This is a genomic window from Mycobacterium sp. URHB0021, from assembly GCF_054057895.1.
This window is the reverse complement of record NZ_JBSRZT010000002.1, coordinates 4,518,482-4,538,610: the sequence shown is the minus strand read 5'-3', so window position 1 is coordinate 4,538,610 and position 20,129 is coordinate 4,518,482. Positions and strand designations below refer to the sequence as shown.

21 protein-coding genes are annotated in these 20,129 nt (G+C 65.9%); 19 read left to right on the top strand and 2 right to left on the bottom strand.

All coding sequences use genetic code 11. The features are described from left to right. Positions 1 to 5 precede the first annotated feature (5 nt). Positions 6 to 704, bottom strand: coding sequence for an RraA family protein (locus tag ACVWWN_RS24670; protein ID WP_457146194.1), 699 nt, complete (start codon positions 702 to 704; stop codon positions 6 to 8). Continuing rightward, on the bottom strand, positions 701 to 2,173 hold the full coding sequence (locus ACVWWN_RS24665) for an FAD-dependent oxidoreductase (RefSeq protein ID WP_457146193.1): 1,473 nt from the start codon (positions 2,171 to 2,173) through the stop codon (positions 701 to 703). The genes ACVWWN_RS24670 and ACVWWN_RS24665 overlap by 4 nt, the downstream gene beginning before the upstream one ends. 225 nt (positions 2,174 to 2,398) lie before the next feature. On the opposite strand from ACVWWN_RS24665, the gene ACVWWN_RS24660 reads away from it, so the two are divergent. From ACVWWN_RS24660 to ACVWWN_RS24570, 19 genes are all read left to right on the top strand, one after another. Next, on the top strand, positions 2,399 to 3,331 hold the full coding sequence (locus tag ACVWWN_RS24660; protein WP_457146192.1) for a dihydrodipicolinate synthase family protein: 933 nt from the start codon (positions 2,399 to 2,401) through the stop codon (positions 3,329 to 3,331). Positions 3,332 to 3,333: 2 nt separating this feature from the next. Further along, positions 3,334 to 3,645 (top strand): hypothetical protein, encoded by a 312-nt coding sequence (locus ACVWWN_RS24655; RefSeq protein ID WP_457146191.1) that lies wholly within the window; start codon positions 3,334 to 3,336, stop codon positions 3,643 to 3,645. Continuing rightward, a complete protein-coding gene (locus tag ACVWWN_RS24650; protein WP_457146190.1) occupies positions 3,639 to 3,887 on the top strand; it encodes a hypothetical protein in 249 nt (82 codons plus the stop codon). The genes ACVWWN_RS24655 and ACVWWN_RS24650 overlap by 7 nt, the downstream gene beginning before the upstream one ends. Before the next feature lie 79 nt (positions 3,888 to 3,966). Further along, positions 3,967 to 5,244 (top strand): hypothetical protein, encoded by a 1,278-nt coding sequence (locus ACVWWN_RS24645; protein WP_457146189.1) that lies wholly within the window; start codon positions 3,967 to 3,969, stop codon positions 5,242 to 5,244. Positions 5,245 to 5,286: 42 nt separating this feature from the next. Continuing rightward, positions 5,287 to 6,315, top strand: coding sequence for a LacI family DNA-binding transcriptional regulator (locus ACVWWN_RS24640; RefSeq protein WP_457146188.1), 1,029 nt, complete (start codon positions 5,287 to 5,289; stop codon positions 6,313 to 6,315). Between the two features lie 234 nt (positions 6,316 to 6,549). Continuing rightward, the gene (locus ACVWWN_RS24635) at positions 6,550 to 7,014 is read left to right on the top strand and encodes a hypothetical protein (protein ID WP_457146187.1); all 465 of its coding nucleotides are present in this window, start codon (positions 6,550 to 6,552) and stop codon (positions 7,012 to 7,014) included. Continuing rightward, the gene (locus ACVWWN_RS24630; protein ID WP_457146186.1) at positions 7,011 to 7,892 is read left to right on the top strand and encodes an FAS1-like dehydratase domain-containing protein; all 882 of its coding nucleotides are present in this window, start codon (positions 7,011 to 7,013) and stop codon (positions 7,890 to 7,892) included. Before ACVWWN_RS24635 ends, ACVWWN_RS24630 begins: the two co-directional genes overlap by 4 nt. Continuing rightward, complete coding sequence (locus ACVWWN_RS24625; protein WP_457146185.1) at positions 7,889 to 8,311, top strand: MaoC/PaaZ C-terminal domain-containing protein; 423 nt, start codon at positions 7,889 to 7,891, stop codon at positions 8,309 to 8,311. Before ACVWWN_RS24630 ends, ACVWWN_RS24625 begins: the two co-directional genes overlap by 4 nt. After that, positions 8,308 to 9,117, top strand: coding sequence for an SDR family NAD(P)-dependent oxidoreductase (locus ACVWWN_RS24620; protein ID WP_457146184.1), 810 nt, complete (start codon positions 8,308 to 8,310; stop codon positions 9,115 to 9,117). The genes ACVWWN_RS24625 and ACVWWN_RS24620 overlap by 4 nt, the downstream gene beginning before the upstream one ends. Before the next feature lie 4 nt (positions 9,118 to 9,121). Beyond that, the gene (locus tag ACVWWN_RS24615; RefSeq protein ID WP_457146183.1) at positions 9,122 to 10,018 is read left to right on the top strand and encodes an ABC transporter permease; all 897 of its coding nucleotides are present in this window, start codon (positions 9,122 to 9,124) and stop codon (positions 10,016 to 10,018) included. After that, on the top strand, positions 10,005 to 11,471 hold the full coding sequence (locus ACVWWN_RS24610; protein WP_457146182.1) for an aldehyde dehydrogenase family protein: 1,467 nt from the start codon (positions 10,005 to 10,007) through the stop codon (positions 11,469 to 11,471). The genes ACVWWN_RS24615 and ACVWWN_RS24610 overlap by 14 nt, the downstream gene beginning before the upstream one ends. Then, positions 11,468 to 12,670 carry a CaiB/BaiF CoA transferase family protein gene (locus tag ACVWWN_RS24605; protein ID WP_457146181.1) on the top strand — a complete coding sequence of 401 codons (1,203 nt, stop codon included), beginning with the start codon at positions 11,468 to 11,470 and terminating at the stop codon, positions 12,668 to 12,670. Before ACVWWN_RS24610 ends, ACVWWN_RS24605 begins: the two co-directional genes overlap by 4 nt. Then, entirely contained in the window at positions 12,670 to 13,707 is a 1,038-nt protein-coding gene (locus ACVWWN_RS24600) for an ABC transporter ATP-binding protein (RefSeq protein WP_457146180.1), read from the top strand. Before ACVWWN_RS24605 ends, ACVWWN_RS24600 begins: the two co-directional genes overlap by 1 nt. After that, positions 13,704 to 14,555, top strand: a complete 852-nt coding sequence (locus ACVWWN_RS24595) for an ATP-binding cassette domain-containing protein (protein WP_457146179.1) — start codon at positions 13,704 to 13,706, stop codon at positions 14,553 to 14,555. The genes ACVWWN_RS24600 and ACVWWN_RS24595 overlap by 4 nt, the downstream gene beginning before the upstream one ends. After that, a complete protein-coding gene (locus ACVWWN_RS24590) occupies positions 14,552 to 15,352 on the top strand; it encodes an enoyl-CoA hydratase/isomerase family protein (protein WP_457146178.1) in 801 nt (266 codons plus the stop codon). Before ACVWWN_RS24595 ends, ACVWWN_RS24590 begins: the two co-directional genes overlap by 4 nt. Next, entirely contained in the window at positions 15,349 to 16,941 is a 1,593-nt protein-coding gene (locus ACVWWN_RS24585; RefSeq protein ID WP_457146177.1) for an ABC transporter substrate-binding protein, read from the top strand. The genes ACVWWN_RS24590 and ACVWWN_RS24585 overlap by 4 nt, the downstream gene beginning before the upstream one ends. 61 nt (positions 16,942 to 17,002) lie before the next feature. Beyond that, positions 17,003 to 17,791 carry an HpcH/HpaI aldolase family protein gene (locus tag ACVWWN_RS24580; protein WP_457146176.1) on the top strand — a complete coding sequence of 263 codons (789 nt, stop codon included), beginning with the start codon at positions 17,003 to 17,005 and terminating at the stop codon, positions 17,789 to 17,791. A gap of 12 nt (positions 17,792 to 17,803) precedes the next feature. Continuing rightward, on the top strand, positions 17,804 to 18,856 hold the full coding sequence (locus tag ACVWWN_RS24575) for an ABC transporter permease (RefSeq protein WP_457146175.1): 1,053 nt from the start codon (positions 17,804 to 17,806) through the stop codon (positions 18,854 to 18,856). A 31-nt stretch (positions 18,857 to 18,887) separates the two neighbouring features. Then, positions 18,888 to 20,129, top strand: a complete 1,242-nt coding sequence (locus ACVWWN_RS24570; protein ID WP_457146174.1) for a CaiB/BaiF CoA transferase family protein — start codon at positions 18,888 to 18,890, stop codon at positions 20,127 to 20,129.

Genomic DNA, 20,129 nt, shown 5'->3' with positions numbered 1-20,129 from the left:
GACGATTAATGGCCTGAGCCGTAGCCTTTTCGGTCCTTGAGCCCGTCGAGCGTGAAGTCCTTGCCATCGATGTAGGCCATGTCTCCTGCTTCGGCGGTGCGGACCTGCTCGACGGCGCCGGGTAGGTCGGCGAGAATCTCCCACGGAATCAGGACAATTCCGTTCGAATCGCCGTGCACCAGATCGCCTGTCACCACGCGCTGCCCGTCGAGTTCGATCGGGTCACCTACCGTGGCGATCTCGAAATTCGCATGCGACACCACCGGATACCGCATGAAGTAGTGGAAGCCCAGCGCCCGCACTTCGGCGAGGTCGCGTAGCGCCCCGTCGGTGACCATGCCGACCGCGCCGAGTCGGAGCGCCAGCCTGCTCATGATCTCGCCTGCGTAGGCCACCCGCTGCGGCGCGCCGCTTTGGTCGGCGATCATCAACACCACGGGACCGGCCATCGCGTCGAGTTCTTCCCACAACCGCCAGTAGCCCTCGCGGAAGGCGGCGCGATCGCCCGGGTTGCGCATGGTCACAGTCAGCGCGCGACCGACCATCGGACCGAGTTCGGGGAAGGTGCACTGCACGTGGCCACCGATGAAGCCGTCGGCGAGAGGCCGCACCTTGAACCGTTCGATGGCATTGGCGATGGTCGGGCTGTCGACTGACTTGAGGAATTCGAGCTGCTGGTCGGTCATTTCGTGCGCGGCGGTCATACGCTCCTGCTCTCATCGGATCTGCGGAGGTTGCTGGTGGCCGACTGACCGGCCAGGCGACCAGACGTCATCGCCCAGCCGATGTGATGGCCGTGCCCCTTGAGCAGCATTCCGCCCTGGCCAACGCCGCCGACCGCGCGCAGTCCGGCGATCGGCGAGCCGTCGGGGCGCAGCACCCGCAGGTCGGTGTCGACGGCGACGGCGCCCTCGGTGACCGTGAGCATGCTGAACACCGGTCCCATCGCGATGAGCGGCGAACGAAGGGTCGACGCGGCCACCGCCTTGGTCAGACTGTCGGGGTCGACACCGATCGCGGCGGCCAGTGCGGCCTCATCGGGCGCACGGGTGATCAAGTCCGGCCGCCCACGCGCGTAGTCCGAGAAATACGCGAACGCGATACCGGGGGCGGTCGAGATGTAGTTGGGTTCATGTTCGAAGCGGGCGGCGACGGACTCGTCGAGCACGATGAAGCCGCGCCGGTCGGGCTGTCGCGACAACCCGTCGGCGGGTGCTTGCTCGTTTCCGAATCGAGTGCCGGAGCTGTCGACCAGTATCGCGCCCTGGGCGAACACCGCGTCGCTCGGCGACATGTGCGACACCAGAAGCGATTTGACCACCGGGCGCAGCGCCGCCGGCGGAAGGTTGCGCACCACAACCCCTTCCAGCCAGCACAACCACCGCCATAGCGGAAGCCGCTCGATGAAGCCGGCTTTGGGCGGGGGAGGGAAGCGCAGCTGTGGCCCGAACAGCTGGTCCATCTGCAACAGCTCGGCCCCGACTCCGGCGGCGAGCTGATGGCCGAGTCCCAGTGCGCCGTTGTTAATCGGGATCGCCTCGTGCGCAGCCTCGGGCAGATACTCCTTGCGCATGGTCTCGTTCGCACTGAAGTCGCCGCTGGCGAGGATGACGCCGCGGCGCGCCGAGAGCCGGCGTCGCCCGCCCGATCCGGTGATCTCCAGGCCGCTGACCCGATCGTCGTCGAGCACGAGACGCACCGCTTCGGTACGCAGCATCACCTCGACACCGGCCCGTCGCGCTGCGGAGGCCAACCTGGCGATGTACGACCGCGAGTTCGGGATGACGTTGTGCATCCTCGGCACCCGGTGCGGCGGCTCGGGATATGGGCCGGAGAACACCACACCGCGTTCGACCAGCCAGTCATAGGTGCGTGCGGACTCGACCGCGTACAGCCGTCGAAGCGCAGGAGCGTCGCCGTCGAGCAGCGTCGGGTCGAACGCCCACATGTCCTCGACGAGCTCCTCGGGAGTGTCGCGGATGCCCTTGCGCCGCTGCAGGGGCGTGTCGGCCGCGGTCAGCGAGCCCACCGAGTACGCCGTCGTGCCGCCGAGTTCATCGCTTCGTTCGACTACAGCCACCGATGCTCCACGCTCGGCGGCCGCTACTGCGGCAGCCAGGCCGGCGCCGCCGCCACCCACCACCACAACGTCGTAGGTGTCGGAATAAGCCACAAGACCTCCCGTCACTGATCGTATCGATTCCAAACGTTACGACCGTCGCGGCGCCCTCGTCTAGACGCAATTTCGGCGGCATAGCCATGTGTCACGCGACGGTCGGAGCGCTGCTCAGCCCCTCCGGTACCGCTTCAACCGCGGCTTCACCGTGAGATACCGCTTGCATTAAGGCGATTAACGCTGCTTGAATGGGTGCATAACCGGATCGTCAGAGAGGCGAAGATGCCCGCCGCCGACCTACGTGGCCTCACCCCTGCCATTGTCACCCCCTTCGATAACCAGGGGGAAGTTGATTTCGACAGCTTGATCTCCTACGTGTCATGGATGAAATCGATTCCAGGCGTCGTGGCCATAGTGCTGAACTCGCACGCAGGCGAGGGCAGCACGATGACCGCCGATGAACGCGCGGAGATCGTCAAGACCGTGAAGGCCGAGTTCGCTGACCTGCACGTCGTCGCGGGCGTCATCGGTGACGGCACCCGGCTCGCGGCGTACGAAGCCGAGCGCGCGGCCGCAGGGGGTGCGGACTCGCTGCTGATCTTCCCGCCGCCGTCGGCCACCCGGTTCGGCTTCCAACCGGGTTCGGTGCAGGACCGCTATAAGGCGGTTTGGTCGGCGGCGCAGCTGCCGATGGTGGCGTTCCAGTTCCCGAACGTCACCAAGGCCACCTTCAACCTGCCGCTCCTGCTGGAACTGTGCGCACTCGACGGTGTCTTCGCGCTCAAGGACGGCGCCAGGGACATGATCCGCTGGGACACCGAGGTGCCCGTGCTGCGCGAGAACTTCCCCGAGCTGCAGATCCTCACCTGCCAGGACGAGTTCCTGATGCACACCATGTGGGAGTCCGACGGCGCGCTGGTCGGTTACGGCGCGCTCATCCCCGAGCTGCTGGTTGAGCTGCTGACCAAGGCCAAGGCGCACGACTACGACGCCGCCAAGAAGGTGCACGATCGGATGCTGCCCATCACCAAGGCCGTCTACCATCGCACCTCGCACATCGAGTCGACGCCTGCGATGAAACTCGGCCTCGTCGAGCGTGGCATCCTGCAGTCGGCCTATGTGCGCTCACCGCTGATGGCGCTCGAAGACGGTGCGCGCGAGAACATCCGAGCTGCGATGGTCGCCGGGGGCGTCGATCTGGGGGTGCCGGCTTAGCGATGAAGGTCACCGACGTTCGGCACATCACCGTGCCGATCACCAGTGACATGGCCAACGCGTTCATCAGCTTCTCGAAGATAGACGTCAGCGTGCTGGCCATCGACACCGACGAGGTGCGGGACGGAAAGCCGGTGGTGGGTTACGGCTTCAACTCGAACGGCCGCTACGCCCAGCCGGGCATCCTGTCCCACCGCGTCATTGCGCGGATACTGGCCGCCGAACCCGGCGCGCTGATCGATCCGGCCACCGGATACCCTGACCCCGAGCGGATCTGGGCTGAAGCCAATGCCAGCGCGCCCTCGCCATGCTGAACAAGCACGGTTGGTCGGCAAAGCGCTGCATTCCGCACGGTGGCCACCAGTTCAACCTCGCCATCGCTGCAGGCTGCGGCCTGGGCGGATCCGAGTCATATCCGGGAATCTTCGAACCGTTCGGCGGGTTCGCCGACGGCGATGACGTCCAGGACGGCTACATGACCTTGCCCGACGTTCCGGGAATCGGCCTTGAACAGAAGTCGTCTCTACGGCCCGTGCTTGCACAGCTGGAGAGCTGAGACGATCGGGGAGGACGAATCAGCTCGGGAATCGGTTCGGGCACGCCGCAGGCAAGGGCGGCGTGGCGCCTCGGACTGGGTGAACGGCATCTTCGGTACCGCGTTGGCCATCAACATGATTCTGGTACCCATATCGCTTGTCGTCCCAGCACTGGCCCCGGCCGCGGGCGCGGCGACCGTTGCGGCGACCGCGCTTGGCATCTTCCAGATCCACCACATGCAGCGGCTGCTGGCCGTGGTCCTCATTGGAGCGGGCGTCGTGGCGCTCGGCGTTGCGCTTGCGCTTGGCGCACGGCCTTCCCTCACGCAGTTGTTGACACTGAACCAGACGCTGCTGGGAATGCTGACCGCCGTCACGTTCGTGCGGCTGATCACTGGCGACCATGGCATACATCGCCCGAGGCTCACCGGCGTCCCCGCGGTCTGGCGCACCGCGATCGTCACCCAGCTCCTCGGATCGGTGATCAACATCAGTGCCGTCACCCTGGTTGGCGATCAGCTGCGGCACAAAGGCAAACTCCACATCTCGGATGCCCTGTTGCTCTCGCGCTCGTTCTCGCCGGGCGCGTTCTGGTCGCCCTTCTGGGGTGCCAGCGCGGCGGCGCTGACCTATGCCATCGGCGCCGACACGGGCGTGTTGCTGATTTGCGGCAGCCTGCTGGCGTTCGTCGCCTTCACGATCAGCATCACGATGGCGGTACCTGCCTTCGGCAAGCGGTTGGCCACCTACCACGGCTACCCGCTTTCGGCGCGGGTGCTCGTTCTCCCGATCACCATGGGAATCATCGTGATCGGCATCCACCAAGCAGTTCCGACCATAAAACTCGCGGTGGTCGTGCTGTTGGTGTCGTTGGTGGTACCGGTGGTTGTGCTGGCAACCACGCGAAGGCGCCATCTGCCCCGCATCATGGGGGGACACATCGTTCGGGGATTGCGCCCGATGCATTCCGAGGCCGTGCTGTTCACTGCAGCCGGTGTGTTGTCGGTCGGACTGGCCGCGCTCGTCGACGTCATCGGATTCACTGTCCCCGCGGGTTATTACAACGTATGGTTCGCGTGGTTGTCGGTGGTCGCAATGACCGCCGTTGCACTCGTCGGCGTGCATCCAGTGATTTCCATCGCGGCTCTCGCCGCGGTACTTGGCCCGATCATCAGCGAACCGACGCTGTTCGCCATGGCCGGCACGATCGCGTGGGGCACCGCCGCCGCAGTCGGCCCGATAAGCGGGCTGAATGTTTTCCTCGCCGGCCGCTTCGGGGTGGACGCATTCAAAGTTGCCAAGCGAAACCTTCCCTACCTGTTCATCGTCGTCGTGTTGGCTTTGCCCACACTGCTGCTCTGTGCGAAGCTGACGTGACCGCCGGGATGCCAACCACCCCCGATAGGGGAAGGAGCTGAAATGGCGACGATTCGCGATGTCGCCGCACGGGCAGGTGTAGCGCCGTCATCGGTGACGCGGGTCCTCAGTGGCCACCCCAACGTGAGCCCGGATCTGCGCGACCGAGTGCTTGCCGCGGTCCAGGAAGTGGGTTACAAGCCCGATCTCGTCGCTGCCGGTCTGCGACGCGGCTATACACAGACGGTCGGGATCATCGTCAACGACGTGCTGAATCCCGTAGTGGCTCAGATGATCGACGTGGTTGAAAGCGAATTGCGGCGCGCGGGTTACGGCGTCATCCTGGCCAACTCACATGGCCAGGCGGACAACGACATCGAGAATGTACGGCTGCTGCAACAGCGCCGCGTGGATGCACTATTAGCGGCTTTTTCCGACGACACCAACGCCGAACTGGTCGCGACGTTGTCCGGCTTGCCGATCCCGGTGGTCCTGCTCGACCGTGAAATGGACTCCCACGACTTCAGCGGCGTGGTCAGTGACCACAGCATGGGTGCCCGTCTTCTCGCCGAGCACCTGATCGAGCGTGGACATCGCCAGATCGGGGTGATCAGCGGGGCCCTCTCGGTGTATCCGAGCAGGTCACGGGTGCAGGCTCTGAGCGCCGTGCTTGCCAAGCACGGCGTGTTGCGGCCCGAGTTCACCTTGGCGGGCCGGGGTTCCGAAGAGTTCGGCTCCCAATCGGTGGCACAGCTGATGGATGACCCAAGGCCGCCGACCGCGATCGTTATCGGCAACGGAAACACCGCGGCCATCGCAGGGGTCATCGGCGAGCTGCGTAGGCGCGGGGTGAGGGTCGGCGAGGATATCGCGCTCGCGGCGGGTGACGACGGACCGCTGCTTGCTCTGCATACCCCGGGGATAACCGTAATCGCCCGTGACGTTGCCGACTTAGCCCGCCGTGCGGCGAACCTGGTGCTGCACCGGCTGGACAACAAACGGCCAGGGGTGCACACGGTGGTGTTGCCGACCCACTTGATCGTGCGGCCCTCCACGGACTGGACGTTGAGCACCGCGGTGCGGGCCTCATAACCGATTGCCTCGAGCTTTGTGATTTGGAGCTTGCACGGATTCGTACTGTGACCGTAGTCTCTTCCTAACTGCATTGAAAACGGTTCCCAAGGAGTTGGTCAGCCTGAAGTTCTGCAGGGCCGCACACGCCGGTGATCGAAATGCTCTGATAGGTCAGGAAAGACCTCCCGGATCGGGGACCGTTATCCTCCGCTCCGACCTCCTTTCTCCGGCCAGTCTTGGAATCGATTCCTAATGCAGACGCTGCCAAGAAAAGCCGTGGCCAGCCAGGCCGAATGGGTCGAGTTGGACTTCCTGGACGATGTCCGCGTCGGCGATGTCGCGTCTCCGCGTCGCGTCACCAGCGACGGAGCCGGCCGACTGCAGGCGGCGATGCGGTCGGCGCTCGGCGATATCGCGGCTCCGCTGGGCATCGCCGACATCTGCCCGGACCCGCTGGTATTCGCACTGCACGCCGGTCTGCCACGGCTGACGAATTTCGCCCAGTCCATCGATGGCGGCAGCGCGTGGTGCGACCAGGCTGCGATCGGTGACGGGACGTTGTACGCAGTATCCGAGATCGCGCAGGTAGCCGAGCGCACCACCAGCGACGGTAGGCGCCTGGTACGGGTGAATTACCGGACCCGGTTCACCAATACGAGCGGCGTGCTCGTCGGCACTGCGACGGGGACGAGCATTCACGTCGGGAGCGTCGAATGACCGCGGCCGTACCCCAAGCGCCGCGGCGCTTCGAGGAACACACCGTCGAGCCCTCGACGGAGCACTTGTTGCGTTGGGCCGCGGCCGCTGACGACTTCTCGCCAATCCACTTCGACGCCGAGGTCGCCAAGGCGCGCGGGTTCGAGCACCCCGTGGTGCACGGCCCATGGAAGGCGGCGGTGTTGCGCCGCCTCCTCGCCAAGTGGCTCGGCCCCAACGCCACCGTGCACGCCGTCTCCACCCGCTATCTGCGGCCCGACCCGGTCGGCAGGCCGCTACGTTTCGGCGGCTCTCTGGTGAGCTCCACCCCGATGCCCGACGGGGCCTACGAGCTGCGATGCGCGATCTGGGTCCGCGACGAGGACGACCGGACCAGTGTCGACGGCGACTGCATCGCAACGTTCGCGCCGGAACCGGGGGACGGGCTGCCGCTCGACCGGCTGCGCGCGGCCGTGAAGCTGGGCGAGGACGCGGCCAGCTTCATCTATCGCGTCGAGTCTCACGACGTCGAGGCCTTCGCAAAGGCCATCGGTGCTACACCCAGCAGCGACGCGCCTGCCACCTATTTCGCCGCGCTCGATCCGGTCGAGCGCCGCGACCTCGACCTCGACGGCTTTCTGCATCAGCTGCCTTTCCCGATGACCGGGGGCGGCAATGCGTTCAACGAAGTCGTCTATGAGCGCCCCATCCGCGTCGGCGACGTCATCACCGTTACCACGCGCTACACCGAGGTCTACGAGAAGAAGGGCTCGCGGGGGACGCTGCTGTTCCGTGTCCGGGTCAACGAGATGCGCGACGCCAGCCAGGCTCTCGTCGCGACCAGCCGCTGCGGGCACGTGCTGAGCTACCGAGTCGACGAGTCGGGAGGTCAGAAATGATCCCCGAACACGTCACGGCTGCGGGCGTCGGTTACCAGCTGCCCGCCAAGGTGCACGTCACCACCCCCACGCAGCTCGTGCGTTATGCCGGTGCGGCTCAGGACTTCTCAGGTATCCACTTCGACGTCGACTATGCACGGCGGCGCGGCTTCGACGGCGTCATCGTGCATGGCCTACTGAAGGCGGCGTTCCTCGCAGAACTCGGTCAGGGCTGGGCAGGCGCGGGCGCGTGGTATCGCTCGTTCGGCGCTCGGTACACCGGCACCGACCTGGTCGGCGCTCCGATTGTGTGCCGCGGACGCGTCGCCAGCCTGGACCTGGCCGTCGGGCAGATTGGCCTCGAGTTGTGGACCGAGAACGTCGACGGCCGTACCACCACCACCGCAACCGGAATCATCGAGATCGGAGAATCCGCGTGAGTCAACCCGCACCAGTCCCGACGGCAAGATTCTCCGGGGAGCCGGTGTTGATCACCGGCGGCGCGGGCGGAATGGGCGCTGCGATGGCACACCGCTTCGCGACATCGGGCGCCCGGGTGGCGATCGTGGACCTCAAACCCGATGCCGTCGCTGACACCTCCGACCGGCTGCGCGCCGAGGGTCTGGACGTGATCGGCGTATCCGCCGACACCACCGACCAGGAGTCGATGGCCGCAGCCGTCGCCGAGACCGTACACAAGTTCGGTTCCCTGTACGGTTTGGTCACCGCGGCTGGAATCCGCCAGACCGCAGCCGGTTTCACCGAAATTGACCTGGACCTGTGGCGGACGATCATGGAGGTCAACGTGACCGGCACCCTGGTGGCGATCCGCGCCGCCACGCCGGAGCTCATCGCCGGCAAAGGTGCGATCGTCACCGTCGCCTCGGTGACGGCAGGGGCCGCGCGGATGAACCAGTCCGCATACGCGACAAGCAAAGCCGCCGTGCTGCACCTGTCCAAGCAGATCGCGCTCGAACTCGCCGTCAAAGGGGTACGGGTGAACTGCCTGTGTCCCGGGGTAACCAACACGCCGATGATCGAACAGGCGGTGCGCGACGACGGGCCGACGGTTCTGGAGGACAAGCTCAAGGGCTCGCTCGCGCAGTTCCGGCCGGGCATTCCGCTCGGCAGGCTCGCCGAGCCCGAGGAGCAAGCCGCCGCCGCGGAATTCCTTCTGTCCAAAGATGCTTCGTTCATCACCGGCGTCGGCGTGTTCGTCGACGGCGGCGTGTCCATTCTGGGGTGATGCCATGACCGTGCTGCGCGGGCTCGCCGGGTTCGCCCGGAGCCACACATTGGTCACCGCGAGCTTTGTGGTGCTCGGAATCGTGATCGTCAGCGCGGTGTTCGTCCACCAGCTGGCGCCGTTCGACCCCTACGCCCAGGACCTGTCGCTGCGGAACCTGCCGCCGATGACACACTCCGACGGCGGTGTCCACCTACTGGGCACCGATGCGCTCGGCCGCGATGAACTGTCGCGCCTGATGCTCGGTGGACAGATCTCACTGACGGTCGGTGTTGCCAGCGTGCTGGTGTCGGGACTGATCGGCACGGTCGTCGGGCTGATCGCCGGGTACTACCGCGGCTGGTTCGACGACGTCGTGATGCGCATCGTCGACCTCCAGATGAGCGTTCCGTCGCTCCTGATAGCCCTGTTGGTGCTCTACCTCGCGGGACCGAGCTTCATCAACATCGTGGTCGTGCTCGCCGTCACCCGATGGATGGTGTACGCCAGGGTGTCGCGCGGCCTGATGCTGTCGTTGCGCGAGGTGCTCTTCGTCGAAGCCTCCCGGGCGCTCGGCGCCTCCAATCTGCGCATCATTGTTCGACACCTGCTACCGAATCTGTCGGCCCCCATCCTCGTTCTGGCCACGCTCGAGCTCGCCGTGATGATGCTGACCGAGGCGTCACTGAGTTTCCTCGGCCTGGGCATCCAGCCACCCGAATCGTCATGGGGGCTGATGCTCGCCGAGGGGCGCGAATATCTGACTTCGGCGCCATGGCTCGTCGCGGTCCCGGGACTGGCGATCCTGTTCACCACGCTGAGCGTGAACATCATCGCCACGTGGCTGCGCGGCCGCTCCACCCAAGCCACCTACGCGCGCACCGCCTCCGCCAAGGAAGGAACCCAAAGTGCTTCAGTCTGACGCCGTCAGCCGCCGCGAGGCCGCGATCGCCGCGGCGCCCACCAACGTCGGGGAGCACCCGGACCTCGCGCAGGTCGAGGTTCGGCACCCCTTCACCGGTGCGGTGGTGGGACGGGTGGCCGCATGTGGCGCACACGAAGTGGCCGCCGCGTGCCGTACCGCGGCGAGCGCGCAGGAACGTGGTCTGGCGCAATGGCAGCGCGCCCGCGTCCTCGACACCCTTGCGGTTTTGCTGGAGCGTGATCAGGAACAGCTCGCAGGGCTGATAACCCTGGAGAGTGGCAAGGCGATTCGCGATGCCCGCGGCGAGGTGGGGCGTGCCGCGGAGACGGTTCGCTTCTCGGCGGCGGTGGCCCGAACGCTCACGGGCGAGCAGGTCGCCACCGAGGCGACGCCCACCGGGGTCTCCAAGCTCGCGATTGCGGTGCGCTTGCCGATCGGTGTGGTGGCCGCGATCTCACCGTTCAACTTCCCGCTCAACACCGTCATGCACAAGGTGGCGCCCGCCATCGCCGCCGGCTGCGCCATCGTGCTCAAGCCGGCGCACCAGACTCCGCTGACGGCACTGGCGTTGCGCGAATTGCTCGTGGAGGCAGGCCTTCCCGAAGACTGGCTCACGATCATGACCGACGACCGCACGTCGGCAGGACCGGCGCTGGTCGAGCATCCGATCCCCAAGCTCATCACCTTCACCGGCAGCAGCCAGGTGGGGTGGGGCATCGCGGCGACGGCATATCGCAAGAAGGTAGCCCTGGAACTCGGCTCCAACTCGCCGGTGATCGTCGCGGGCGACGCCGATGTGAACGACGCCGCCGCGAGGATCTCCAAGGCCGCGTACTCGACGTCGGGCCAGAGCTGCATCTCGGTGCAACGCGTGATCGCGCACCGGTCGGTGCATGACGAGCTGCTCACGGCACTGCGCAAATACGCCGACGCCCTCGTGGTGGGCGATCCCTTCGACGACACCACCGACATCGGTCCGTTGATAGCACCGGTCGCGACCGAACGGGTGAAGAGCTGGATCGACGAGGCGTCTGGAGCCGGCGCGTCCGTGGTGGCCGGCGGAGAGCTCGTCGGCGAGTGCCTGCGGCCCACCGTCATCGACCAGGCACCACTCGGTACCAAGCTGCGCGAGTCGGAGGTGTTCGGACCGGTCCTGACCGTCCTCGAATACGACCAGCGCCAAGAGGCTTTCGCGCTGGCCAACGAAACGGTCTACGGCCTGCAGGCCGGCGTTTTCACCCGCGATCTCGACTTGGCGCTCAGCGCGATGAGGCAATTGGACTTCGGCGGTGTGCTCGTCAATGACGTGCCGACCACCCGGCTGGATCAGCAGCCGTACGGCGGCGTTGGCGAGTCGGGCAACACCCGCGAAGGACCGTCCTTCACCGCCCACGAGATGACCGAGGTGCGGTTCGTGTCCTTCCAGCCCGGGCCGGGAGGTGTGCGATGAGCGGCCCATTGGCCGGCATCGTGGTGGTGGACTTCACCGAACGGGTCCAGGGCCCCTACGCCACCCAGATGCTGGGTGACTTCGGCGCGGACGTGATCAAGATCGAGCGACCCGTCGCGGTGACCCCCGACGGTAGGCCCGATGAGCGGTATGCGAGCGATGGCAGTGAACCGCCCGATTCGCTCTACCGCGCAACATTTTTGGCGAATAACCGCAACAAGCGCTCGATCGCGGTCGATCTCAAATCGGCCGATGGACTGCGTACCATGCAGGCGCTGGTCCGTACCGCCGACGTCGTCTACGAGAACTTCCGGCCCGGTGTGATGGACCGCCTCGGCCTGGGCTATCGCCATTGCCGGGAACTGAATCCCGGCATCGTCTACGTGTCGGCGTCGGGTTACGGGCCGGACGGGCCACGGGTGAACAAGCCAGGGCAGGACGTGCTCGTCCAGGCGATGAGCGGGATCGGCATCATCAACGAATCCGCCGATGGCAGGCCGACACCCATCGGTATGTCGATCTCCGACGTGCTCGGCGGACTCAACGGCGCCGCGGCGGTTCTCGCGGCACTGGTGCACCGCGAACGCACCGGTGAGGGACAACAGATCTGGGTTGACTTGCTGGGCAGCGCATTGGCCGCGCTCGGCGAACACCTGGTCCACATGCTCAACAACGGCGCCGACGAGCCCGCCCGGGTCACGCCGATGCACGGTCACGGGTACATCCCGCCGCCGTATGGCTTCTACGCCACCAAGGACGGATACCTGGCGCTGTCGAGCGGCAGGCAGATCCGCGAAATCTGCGAGATCGTCGGTTTGCCGGACCTCTCCGCGGACGCCCGGTTCGACACCTATTCGAAACGCGCGGCGAATCAGGCTGAGCTGGAAGCGATCCTGGAGGAGGCGCTGAAGGCGCGCACCACCGACGAGTGGCTGGCCGTGATGGAACCCGCGGATATCTTCGCGGCCCGGGTCAACACGCTGCGGGAGGCGGTGGACGATCCGCAGGTGGTCGCGACCGGGCGGGTGCTGACCGTCGACAGTCCCGACGGGCCGCTGCGGTTGGTCGCTCCGCCCGCGCGTTTCGACGGCACGCCGCTCAAGGAGCACACGGCGCCGCCACAGCACGGCGAGCACACCGAGAAGATCCGGCGCGAACTCGGCCTGGAACCCGTTGCGGGCACGGGAGGAGAAGGGTAGTGACCACAGCCATCGCCGACGGCGCGCGGCCGCACACCTCTGACACCGCGGCCGCGTTGCTGAAGGTCGAGGATCTGACAATCTCGTTCCGCAGCCCGAGCGGTCTTGTCCACGCCGTCAACGGTCTTGACCTCACCGTCGCCCCGCGCGAACGGGTCGCGATCGTCGGGGAATCGGGCTCAGGCAAGTCCGTGACGGCCCAGGCGCTGCTCGGCCTGCTGCCCACCGCCACCATCACCGGTCGCATCGAGTTCGACGGCCGTAACGTGCTGACGATGCCCGCGGTCGAGCTGCGGGCCCTGCGCGGCGCCGAGATGTCGTACGTATTCCAGGATCCGCTGTCGTCGCTGGACCCGGTCCGCACGATAGGCGACCAGGTGTGTCAGCCGCTGCGCATCCGCGGCGTCAGCCGCAAGGAGGCAAAGGCGCGAGCGCTCGATATGCTCGCCGCGGTCGGCATCCCCAACCCAAACCGTCGTTACGGCGACTACCCCCATCAGTTCTCCGGTGGTATGCGGCAGCGCGTGATGATCGCGATGGCACTGATCGCGGAGCCGCGGCTGGTGATCGCCGACGAGCCGACCACCGCACTGGATGTTCGAGTGCAGGCCAAGATCGTCGACCTGCTGTACTCGCTGACCGAAGAGCGCGGCGTCGCGGTCGTTTTCATCACCCACGACCTCGGTATTGTCGCCGGGTTCGCCGACCGGGTGATGGTCATGTACGCGGGCCGGGTGATGGAGAGCTGCGCCACCGACGAGCTCTACTACCGCTCGATCAACCCGTACACGCTGGGCCTGCTGCAATCGCTACCGCGAATCACCGGGGACATTCCGGACAAACTTGCCACTATCGGCGGGCGGCCGCCGTCACCGTCGGACCTTCCGTCCGGGTGCGCATTTCACCCGCGCTGCCGCTACGCGGCAGATATCTGCCGCGCCGAAGCCCCGGCGCTGCTGACCCCGCCGAACGGCTCCCACCCCAGCGCCTGCCATCGCTCCAGTTGGCTTGCCGAACAACCGGGGGTATTGCGATGACCAACACGGTGATCGAGGTCGAGAACCTCGTCAAGGAGTTCGGGTCGGGCCGACACGCCACCCGTGTGCTCGACGAGGTGGGTTTCGCCGTCAATCGAGGCGAAACCGTCGGCATGGTCGGTGAATCGGGTTCCGGTAAGTCCACGACGGCACGATGCATCCTGCGGCTGATCGAGCCGACCTCGGGAGTCGTCCGGTTCGAGGGCGAAGATGTGCTGTCGTTCGGCAGGCGCAAGATCAGGGAGTACCGCGCGCGGGCACAGATGGTTTTCCAGGATCCTTACTCGTCGCTCGACCCCCGGATGTGCGTGGAGGACATCATCGCCGAGGGCATCCACATCCACCGGCCGAAGGAGAAGCGCGCCAAGGTGCGCGACGAGATCGTCGAGCTGCTCGAACTCGTCGGGCTGCGCCCGGATCATCTGCCCCGGCGCCCGGCCGCTTTCTCCGGCGGGGAGCGGCAACGCATCGGCATCGCGCGTGCGCTCGCGGTCCGGCCCAGCCTGCTCATCTGTGACGAGCCGGTGGCTTCGCTTGACGTGTCGATTCAGGCGCAGATCCTCAACCTGTTCTCCGACCTCAAGGAAAGACTCGGGTTGACGATGATCTACATCGCCCATGACCTGGCGACGGTCCGCCATCTGTGCGACCGCATCGTGGTCATGCAGGGCGGCAAGATCAAGGAAATCGGCTTGCGTGAACAGATCTACAGTGATCCGCACGACCCCTACACGATCGCGCTTATGCAGGCCGTGCCCGAACCCGACCCTGTCGTGGCGCGCGAGCGATTGGCGCAACGCCGGCTGGCCGCGGCCTCAGCCGCCGCGGACGCGGGAGCAACGTCATGACCGGAAGCAACCAACTGCCGACGGTCGAGATCAGCCAGGACCGGGTCGCCGTCATCACGCTGCACCGACCCGATGTGCTGAATGCGCTCGACTCGGACAGCCACGTCGCCATCGGTGACGCGATCGTCGCACTGGAACGCGACGACAACGTGGGCGCCATCGTCATCGCCGGTGAGGGCCGTGCGTTCTGTTCCGGCTCCGACCTCGCCGAAATCGGACAGCTCACCGGTCAAGCCGAACAAGACTATGTGGCGCTGGATTTCGCGACGAAGAACCGCGTAGCCGCATGTACGAAGCCGGTGATCGCGGCGATCCAGGGCTATTGCGTGGGCGGTGGGCTGGAACTGGCGTTGGCCTGCGACTTCCGCGTGGCAGGCGCTGACGCCGTGTTCATCATGCCCGAGGTTTCGCTTGGCAGCCTGCCCGGATCCGGTGGCCTGCAACGTCTTCCACGCCTCGTCGGGGTCGGCGTGGCGACCGACTGGATCTTCACCGGCCGCCGGGTGAGCGCCGAGGAGGCCGAGCGGCGGGGGCTGGTGACCCGGCTGGCGCCGGCCGGCGACCACTTCGTGGCCGCCAGGGAACTCGCCGCGGAGCTTGCCATCAAGAGCCCGCTCGCATTGCGGCTCGCCAAGGTGGCGCTGACGCCGGAGCCGCTGGCCGACCGCGGGATGGTCGCCGCATTCCAGATGCTGGCCGGCGACGCCGGTCACCGGCAGCCGTCGTATGCGGCGGCTACCCAAAGATTCGCCAAGGACGGCGATGGTTCGCGACACTCAGAGAGGAGAACCACGTGAACTCACGAACGGCAATGGGGCCGGTGGGCCGATGGCGCCGTGCGCGAGCCGGTTTCGCAGGCGTCTTCATGGCGATCGCCCTCGTGCTGGCGGCCTGTTCGGGTGGCGGAGGCGGCGGCGGGGGTGGCAGCACCGGTACAGAGGTGACGATCGCGCTGCCCGAAGAACCGCGCACGCTGGCGAGCTGGAATGCCTACTCCAACGACGGGCATCCGATCCTGCGCAATATAGAAGAAGCGCTGATCAACCGTGACCCCAAGACCAACGACCTGGTCCCCGAACTGGCTCTGTCCTGGAAGCAGATCGACCCGACGAACTGGCAGTTCACCCTGCGCCAGAACGTGAAGTTCACGGACGGCTCGGAGTTCGATGCGAACTCGGCTGCGACGTCGTTGAATTACGTGCTGGACCAGAAGAACGCGTTCCCGATGCGGACCTTCCTCGGCCCGGAGATCCAGGCCAGCGCGGTCGACAAGTACACGCTGAACGTCAAGACCGCGTCACCTGACCCGATCCTCCCGACGCGGCTGTACTTCGTCACGATTCCGTCTGCCAAGCAGGTCACCGACGATCTCGGCAGTTACGAGACCAGCCCGGTCGGCACCGGCCCTTACAAGCTCGATAAATGGGACCGTGGCCAGAACATCGTCCTGGTGCCCAACGACGAGTGGTGGGGGAAGGACGCAGCCGACTCCAGCGGTAAGCAGACGATCACCAAGGCCACCTACGTGTTCCGGCCGGAGACCGAGGTGCGTGCTGCGATGGTGCAGCGCGGCGAGGCCGACCTGGCGCCCAAGCTGACCAAGGAGCAGTGCGACGCGGCGCCAAAGTGCGAATCGACACCGACGGTGGAAACGGTGATCCTGCGGATGGACACCAAGAACGCGGTTATGGCAGATCTGCGTGTGCGCCAGGCCATCTCGATGGCGTTCAATAAAGAGCAGATCATGAACGACATCCTGGGCGGCGGTAAGGTCGTCGGACAGATCGTCGGCCCGTCCGCCGTGGGATACGCCGACCTGCCTCCGTACCCCTATGACCCCGAGCGTGCCAAGGCTCTTATCGCCGAGGCGAAGGCAGACGGTGTCGATGTCACGGAACCGATCACGGTATCGGCACGCGAGGGCTACATTCTGCGCGCCAGCGAAATCGTGCAGTTGATCGCCGAGAGCCTGAAATCCATCGGGATGACGGGCGTCACCAGCGAGACGCAGGAAACGGCGGCCTTCGAACAGCAGTGGACCATGGGCTACAACAACATTCCGCCGGAGCGGACACTGCTTGGCCTGCAGCAGCACGGTCAGGAGCTGATGGACTACTCCGGCAGCATCGTGTCGTACTACACCTGCGGGGGCAACACCTCGGCGTACTGCAATCAAGAGCTGGAGAAGATGTTCGCCGAGGCCGTCACCACTTCCGGCGACGCCAGGAAGCAGGCGCTGGCCAACATCGCCAAGTTCGTGTACGACCAGGTGCCCGTGGTGCCCATCGGGCAGCCCAATTTCAACTTCGGGCTGGCTGAACGGCTCAATTGGAAGCCCCGTATCGACGGGTTCATCCTGCTCAAGGAAATGACCCTCAACAACTGACCGACCGGGTGCCGGGCAAGCGAAAGCGGTGCCCGGCAACTCGATCAAAGAAAGTGAAGACATGAGCTACGAGAACCCGCTGACCGCCGCGATGCGCCGGGGCGAGCAGGTGTTTGGTGCGTGGTGCACCCTGCCCGACCCGTTCGCCGCGGAGATCTTCGGTAGGCAGGGATACCACTACATCTGTGTCGACCAGCAACACGGCATGATCGACGACTCGACCGCGTTTCCCATGATTCAGGCAATCAGCGCGTCGGGCGCGGCTCCGATCGTGCGGGTGCGGTGGAACGAGCCCGCCGCAATCATGTCGGCGTTGGACGGTGGCGCGCTCGGCGTGGTGGTCCCGATGATCGAGACGCGCGACGACGCGATCGCCGCGGTCCAGGCTTGCCGCTTTCCACCCGCCGGCCAGCGGTCGTACGGCCCGATTCGGGCGCGCGACGTGATGGGCAGCACCGATCCGGAGGTGCTGGGCGACGTGGCGTGCATCATCATGATCGAAACCGCCTCGGCACTCGCCAATCTCGACTCGATCGTGTCGACACCAGGAGTGGACGGCGTCTATATCGGTCCCAGCGACCTGGCCCTCGCGCTCGGCGAGAAGCCCGGATCGACGGCGCCGGTGGTCCGCGAGACGATCCAGTCGATCGCCGATGCGTGCCGCCGTCACGGCGTAGCCGTCGGCATGCATACCCCTGCGGGTGCGGTGGCGAAAGGTTACCTCGAGCGTGGATTCGATTTCGTCACCGTGTTTTCGGACGCGGGGCTGATCGCCGCAGCGGCGCGTGACCAGTTGGCCGCGGCCCGACCCGAGCAGCAGCCGGTGGCGGTTCAGTCGGGGAGTTACTGAGGAGATCCGGCGATGTTGGCGAGATACATGCTCAAGCGGATCGTGCACGCGGTGCTCGTGCTGCTCGCGGTCCTGATCGTGGTTTGGATTCTGGTCAATCAGATCGGTGACCCGGCCCGGTTGATCCTGCCGCCGTCGGCGAGCCATCAGCTGTATCTCGACACCCGGGCGTCACTCGGACTCGATGATCCACTGTGGGAGCAGTTCTGGCGGTCGTTCTCCGGTTGGTTGCACGCCGATTTCGGAACCTCCATCTGGCAGAAGGTGCCCGCGCTGCCGCTGGTACTGGAGAGGGTGCCCGCGACGCTGTTACTGACGGTGACCACGTTCATCATCGCCCTGCCGATCTCATTGGGGCTCGGTGTGTTGTCGGCACTCCGGCCTGACGGCCTGCTGGACCGAATCCTCACCGCGGTGTCGCTTGCCGGCGTTTCGATCGCCGATTTCTGGCTGGGGCTGATGCTGATCCTGGTGTTCGGTGTACAGCTGCACTTGTTGCCCACCTCCGGTTACGGCGGCTTCGAATATGTCCTATTGCCCGCGCTCACGTTGGCATTTCGGCCCGTAGGCCGACTCGCTCAGGTGGCGCGGTCGGCGCTGGTCGAGGAGATGCAGAAGCCCTACATCGTGACGCTGCGGGCACAGGGCATGTCCGAGGGCCGCATCGTGCGCAGGCACGCGATGAAGAATAGCCTGATCCCGATCATCACCGTCGGCGGAGACGAACTGGCCAGCTTCCTAAACGGCGCGGTCGTCATCGAGACCATCTTCGCCTGGCCGGGAATCGGCAGCCTGTTCATCCAGGCTATCGAACGACGCGACCTTCCGCTGGTGCTGGCGTGCGTCTTCGTCATCGCGACGATGGTCATCCTGGTGAACCTGATCATCGATCTCGCGTACGCGTGGATCGATCCGCGGGCGTCGCTGCTGGTCGATTCGCGGCGGCGCGGGCGTGGCCGTGGGCCGGTGACGCCGTCGACCATGTCTGGACCGCTGACCAGCGACGGCCAAAGCATCGTCGGCGAAGATCTCGGCCGCGAGGCCCTGACCGCAACGCGAACGTAGACCCGTCCCCGGCGCAACTGAAAGGACACGAATGAGCGAGGCGACCCAGGCCGGTCCGCTGGCAGGTATCCGCGTGCTGGATTTCACCGAGCGGATGCAAGGGCCTTACGGCACCCAGATTCTCGCCGACTTCGGTGCGGAGGTCATCAAGGTTGAGCGGCGGGTGTCGCTGACCGTTGACGGGCGGCCCGATGAGCGGTACGGGCCCAATGGGCGATACGGTCAGGATCCCGCCGACACCTCGTTCTACGCCGCGGGCTTCCTCGCGGCCAACCGCAACAAGAAGAGCGTGACCGTCGATTTGAAGAACGAGGAGGGTAGGGCCGTCGTGGCCCGGCTAGTCGAGATCTGCGACGTCGTCTACGAAAATTTCCGTCCCGGCGTGATGACCCGCCTCGGAATCGGCTACGACGACTGCGCGAAGATCAACCCGTCGGTGATCTATGCCTCGGCGTATGGCTACGGCTCCGACGGGCCGTACGAACGCCGGCCAGGCCAGGACGTACTGGCCCAGGCGATCGGTGGCTTCGGGGCGATGAACATCGGCGCCGACGGTCGTCCGATGCCGGTCGGCATGTCGGTCACCGACCTGCTCGGCGGGATGAATGGCGCCATCGCGGTGCTCGCGGCACTGCGGCATCGCGAACGCACCGGCGAAGGCCAACGCGTGGAGGTGAACCTGTTGGCGAGCGCGATTGCCGCGCAATCCGAACAGGCCGTGCACTTCCTCAACACCGATGTGGGTGAGCCTGACCGTGGCACGGTCATGCACGCGCATCCGTATATCCCTGCGCCGTACGGGTTTTACGCGACCAAGGACGGCTACCTCGCGCTGTCGAGCGGGCGTCAGATCCCGGAGTTGTCGCGCATACTCGGGGTGCCCGACCTGTCGGCCGATCCGCGGTTCGCCACGCCGCCCGCACGCAATGAACATCGCCAGGAATTCGAGCAACTGCTCGAAGACGCGTTGCAGCACAAGACGACCGCGGAATGGATGGAGCTGATGGAGCCGGAGGGGCTGTTCGCGGCACCGGTCAAATCCTTCGCCGAAGCGTTCACCGACGAGCAGGTCGAGCAGCAAGGCATGATCGTGACGATCGATTCACCCGTCGGTGAACTGAAACTACCTGCGCCGCCTTACCGGTTGTCGCGCACCCCGGCATCCGTTCGCAACGCGCCACCGCGACACGGTGAGCACACCGACCAGGTCTTGGAGTCGGCCGGCTTCAGCCGGGACGAGATCGAGCGGCTGCGCAAGAAAGAGGCCATCTGA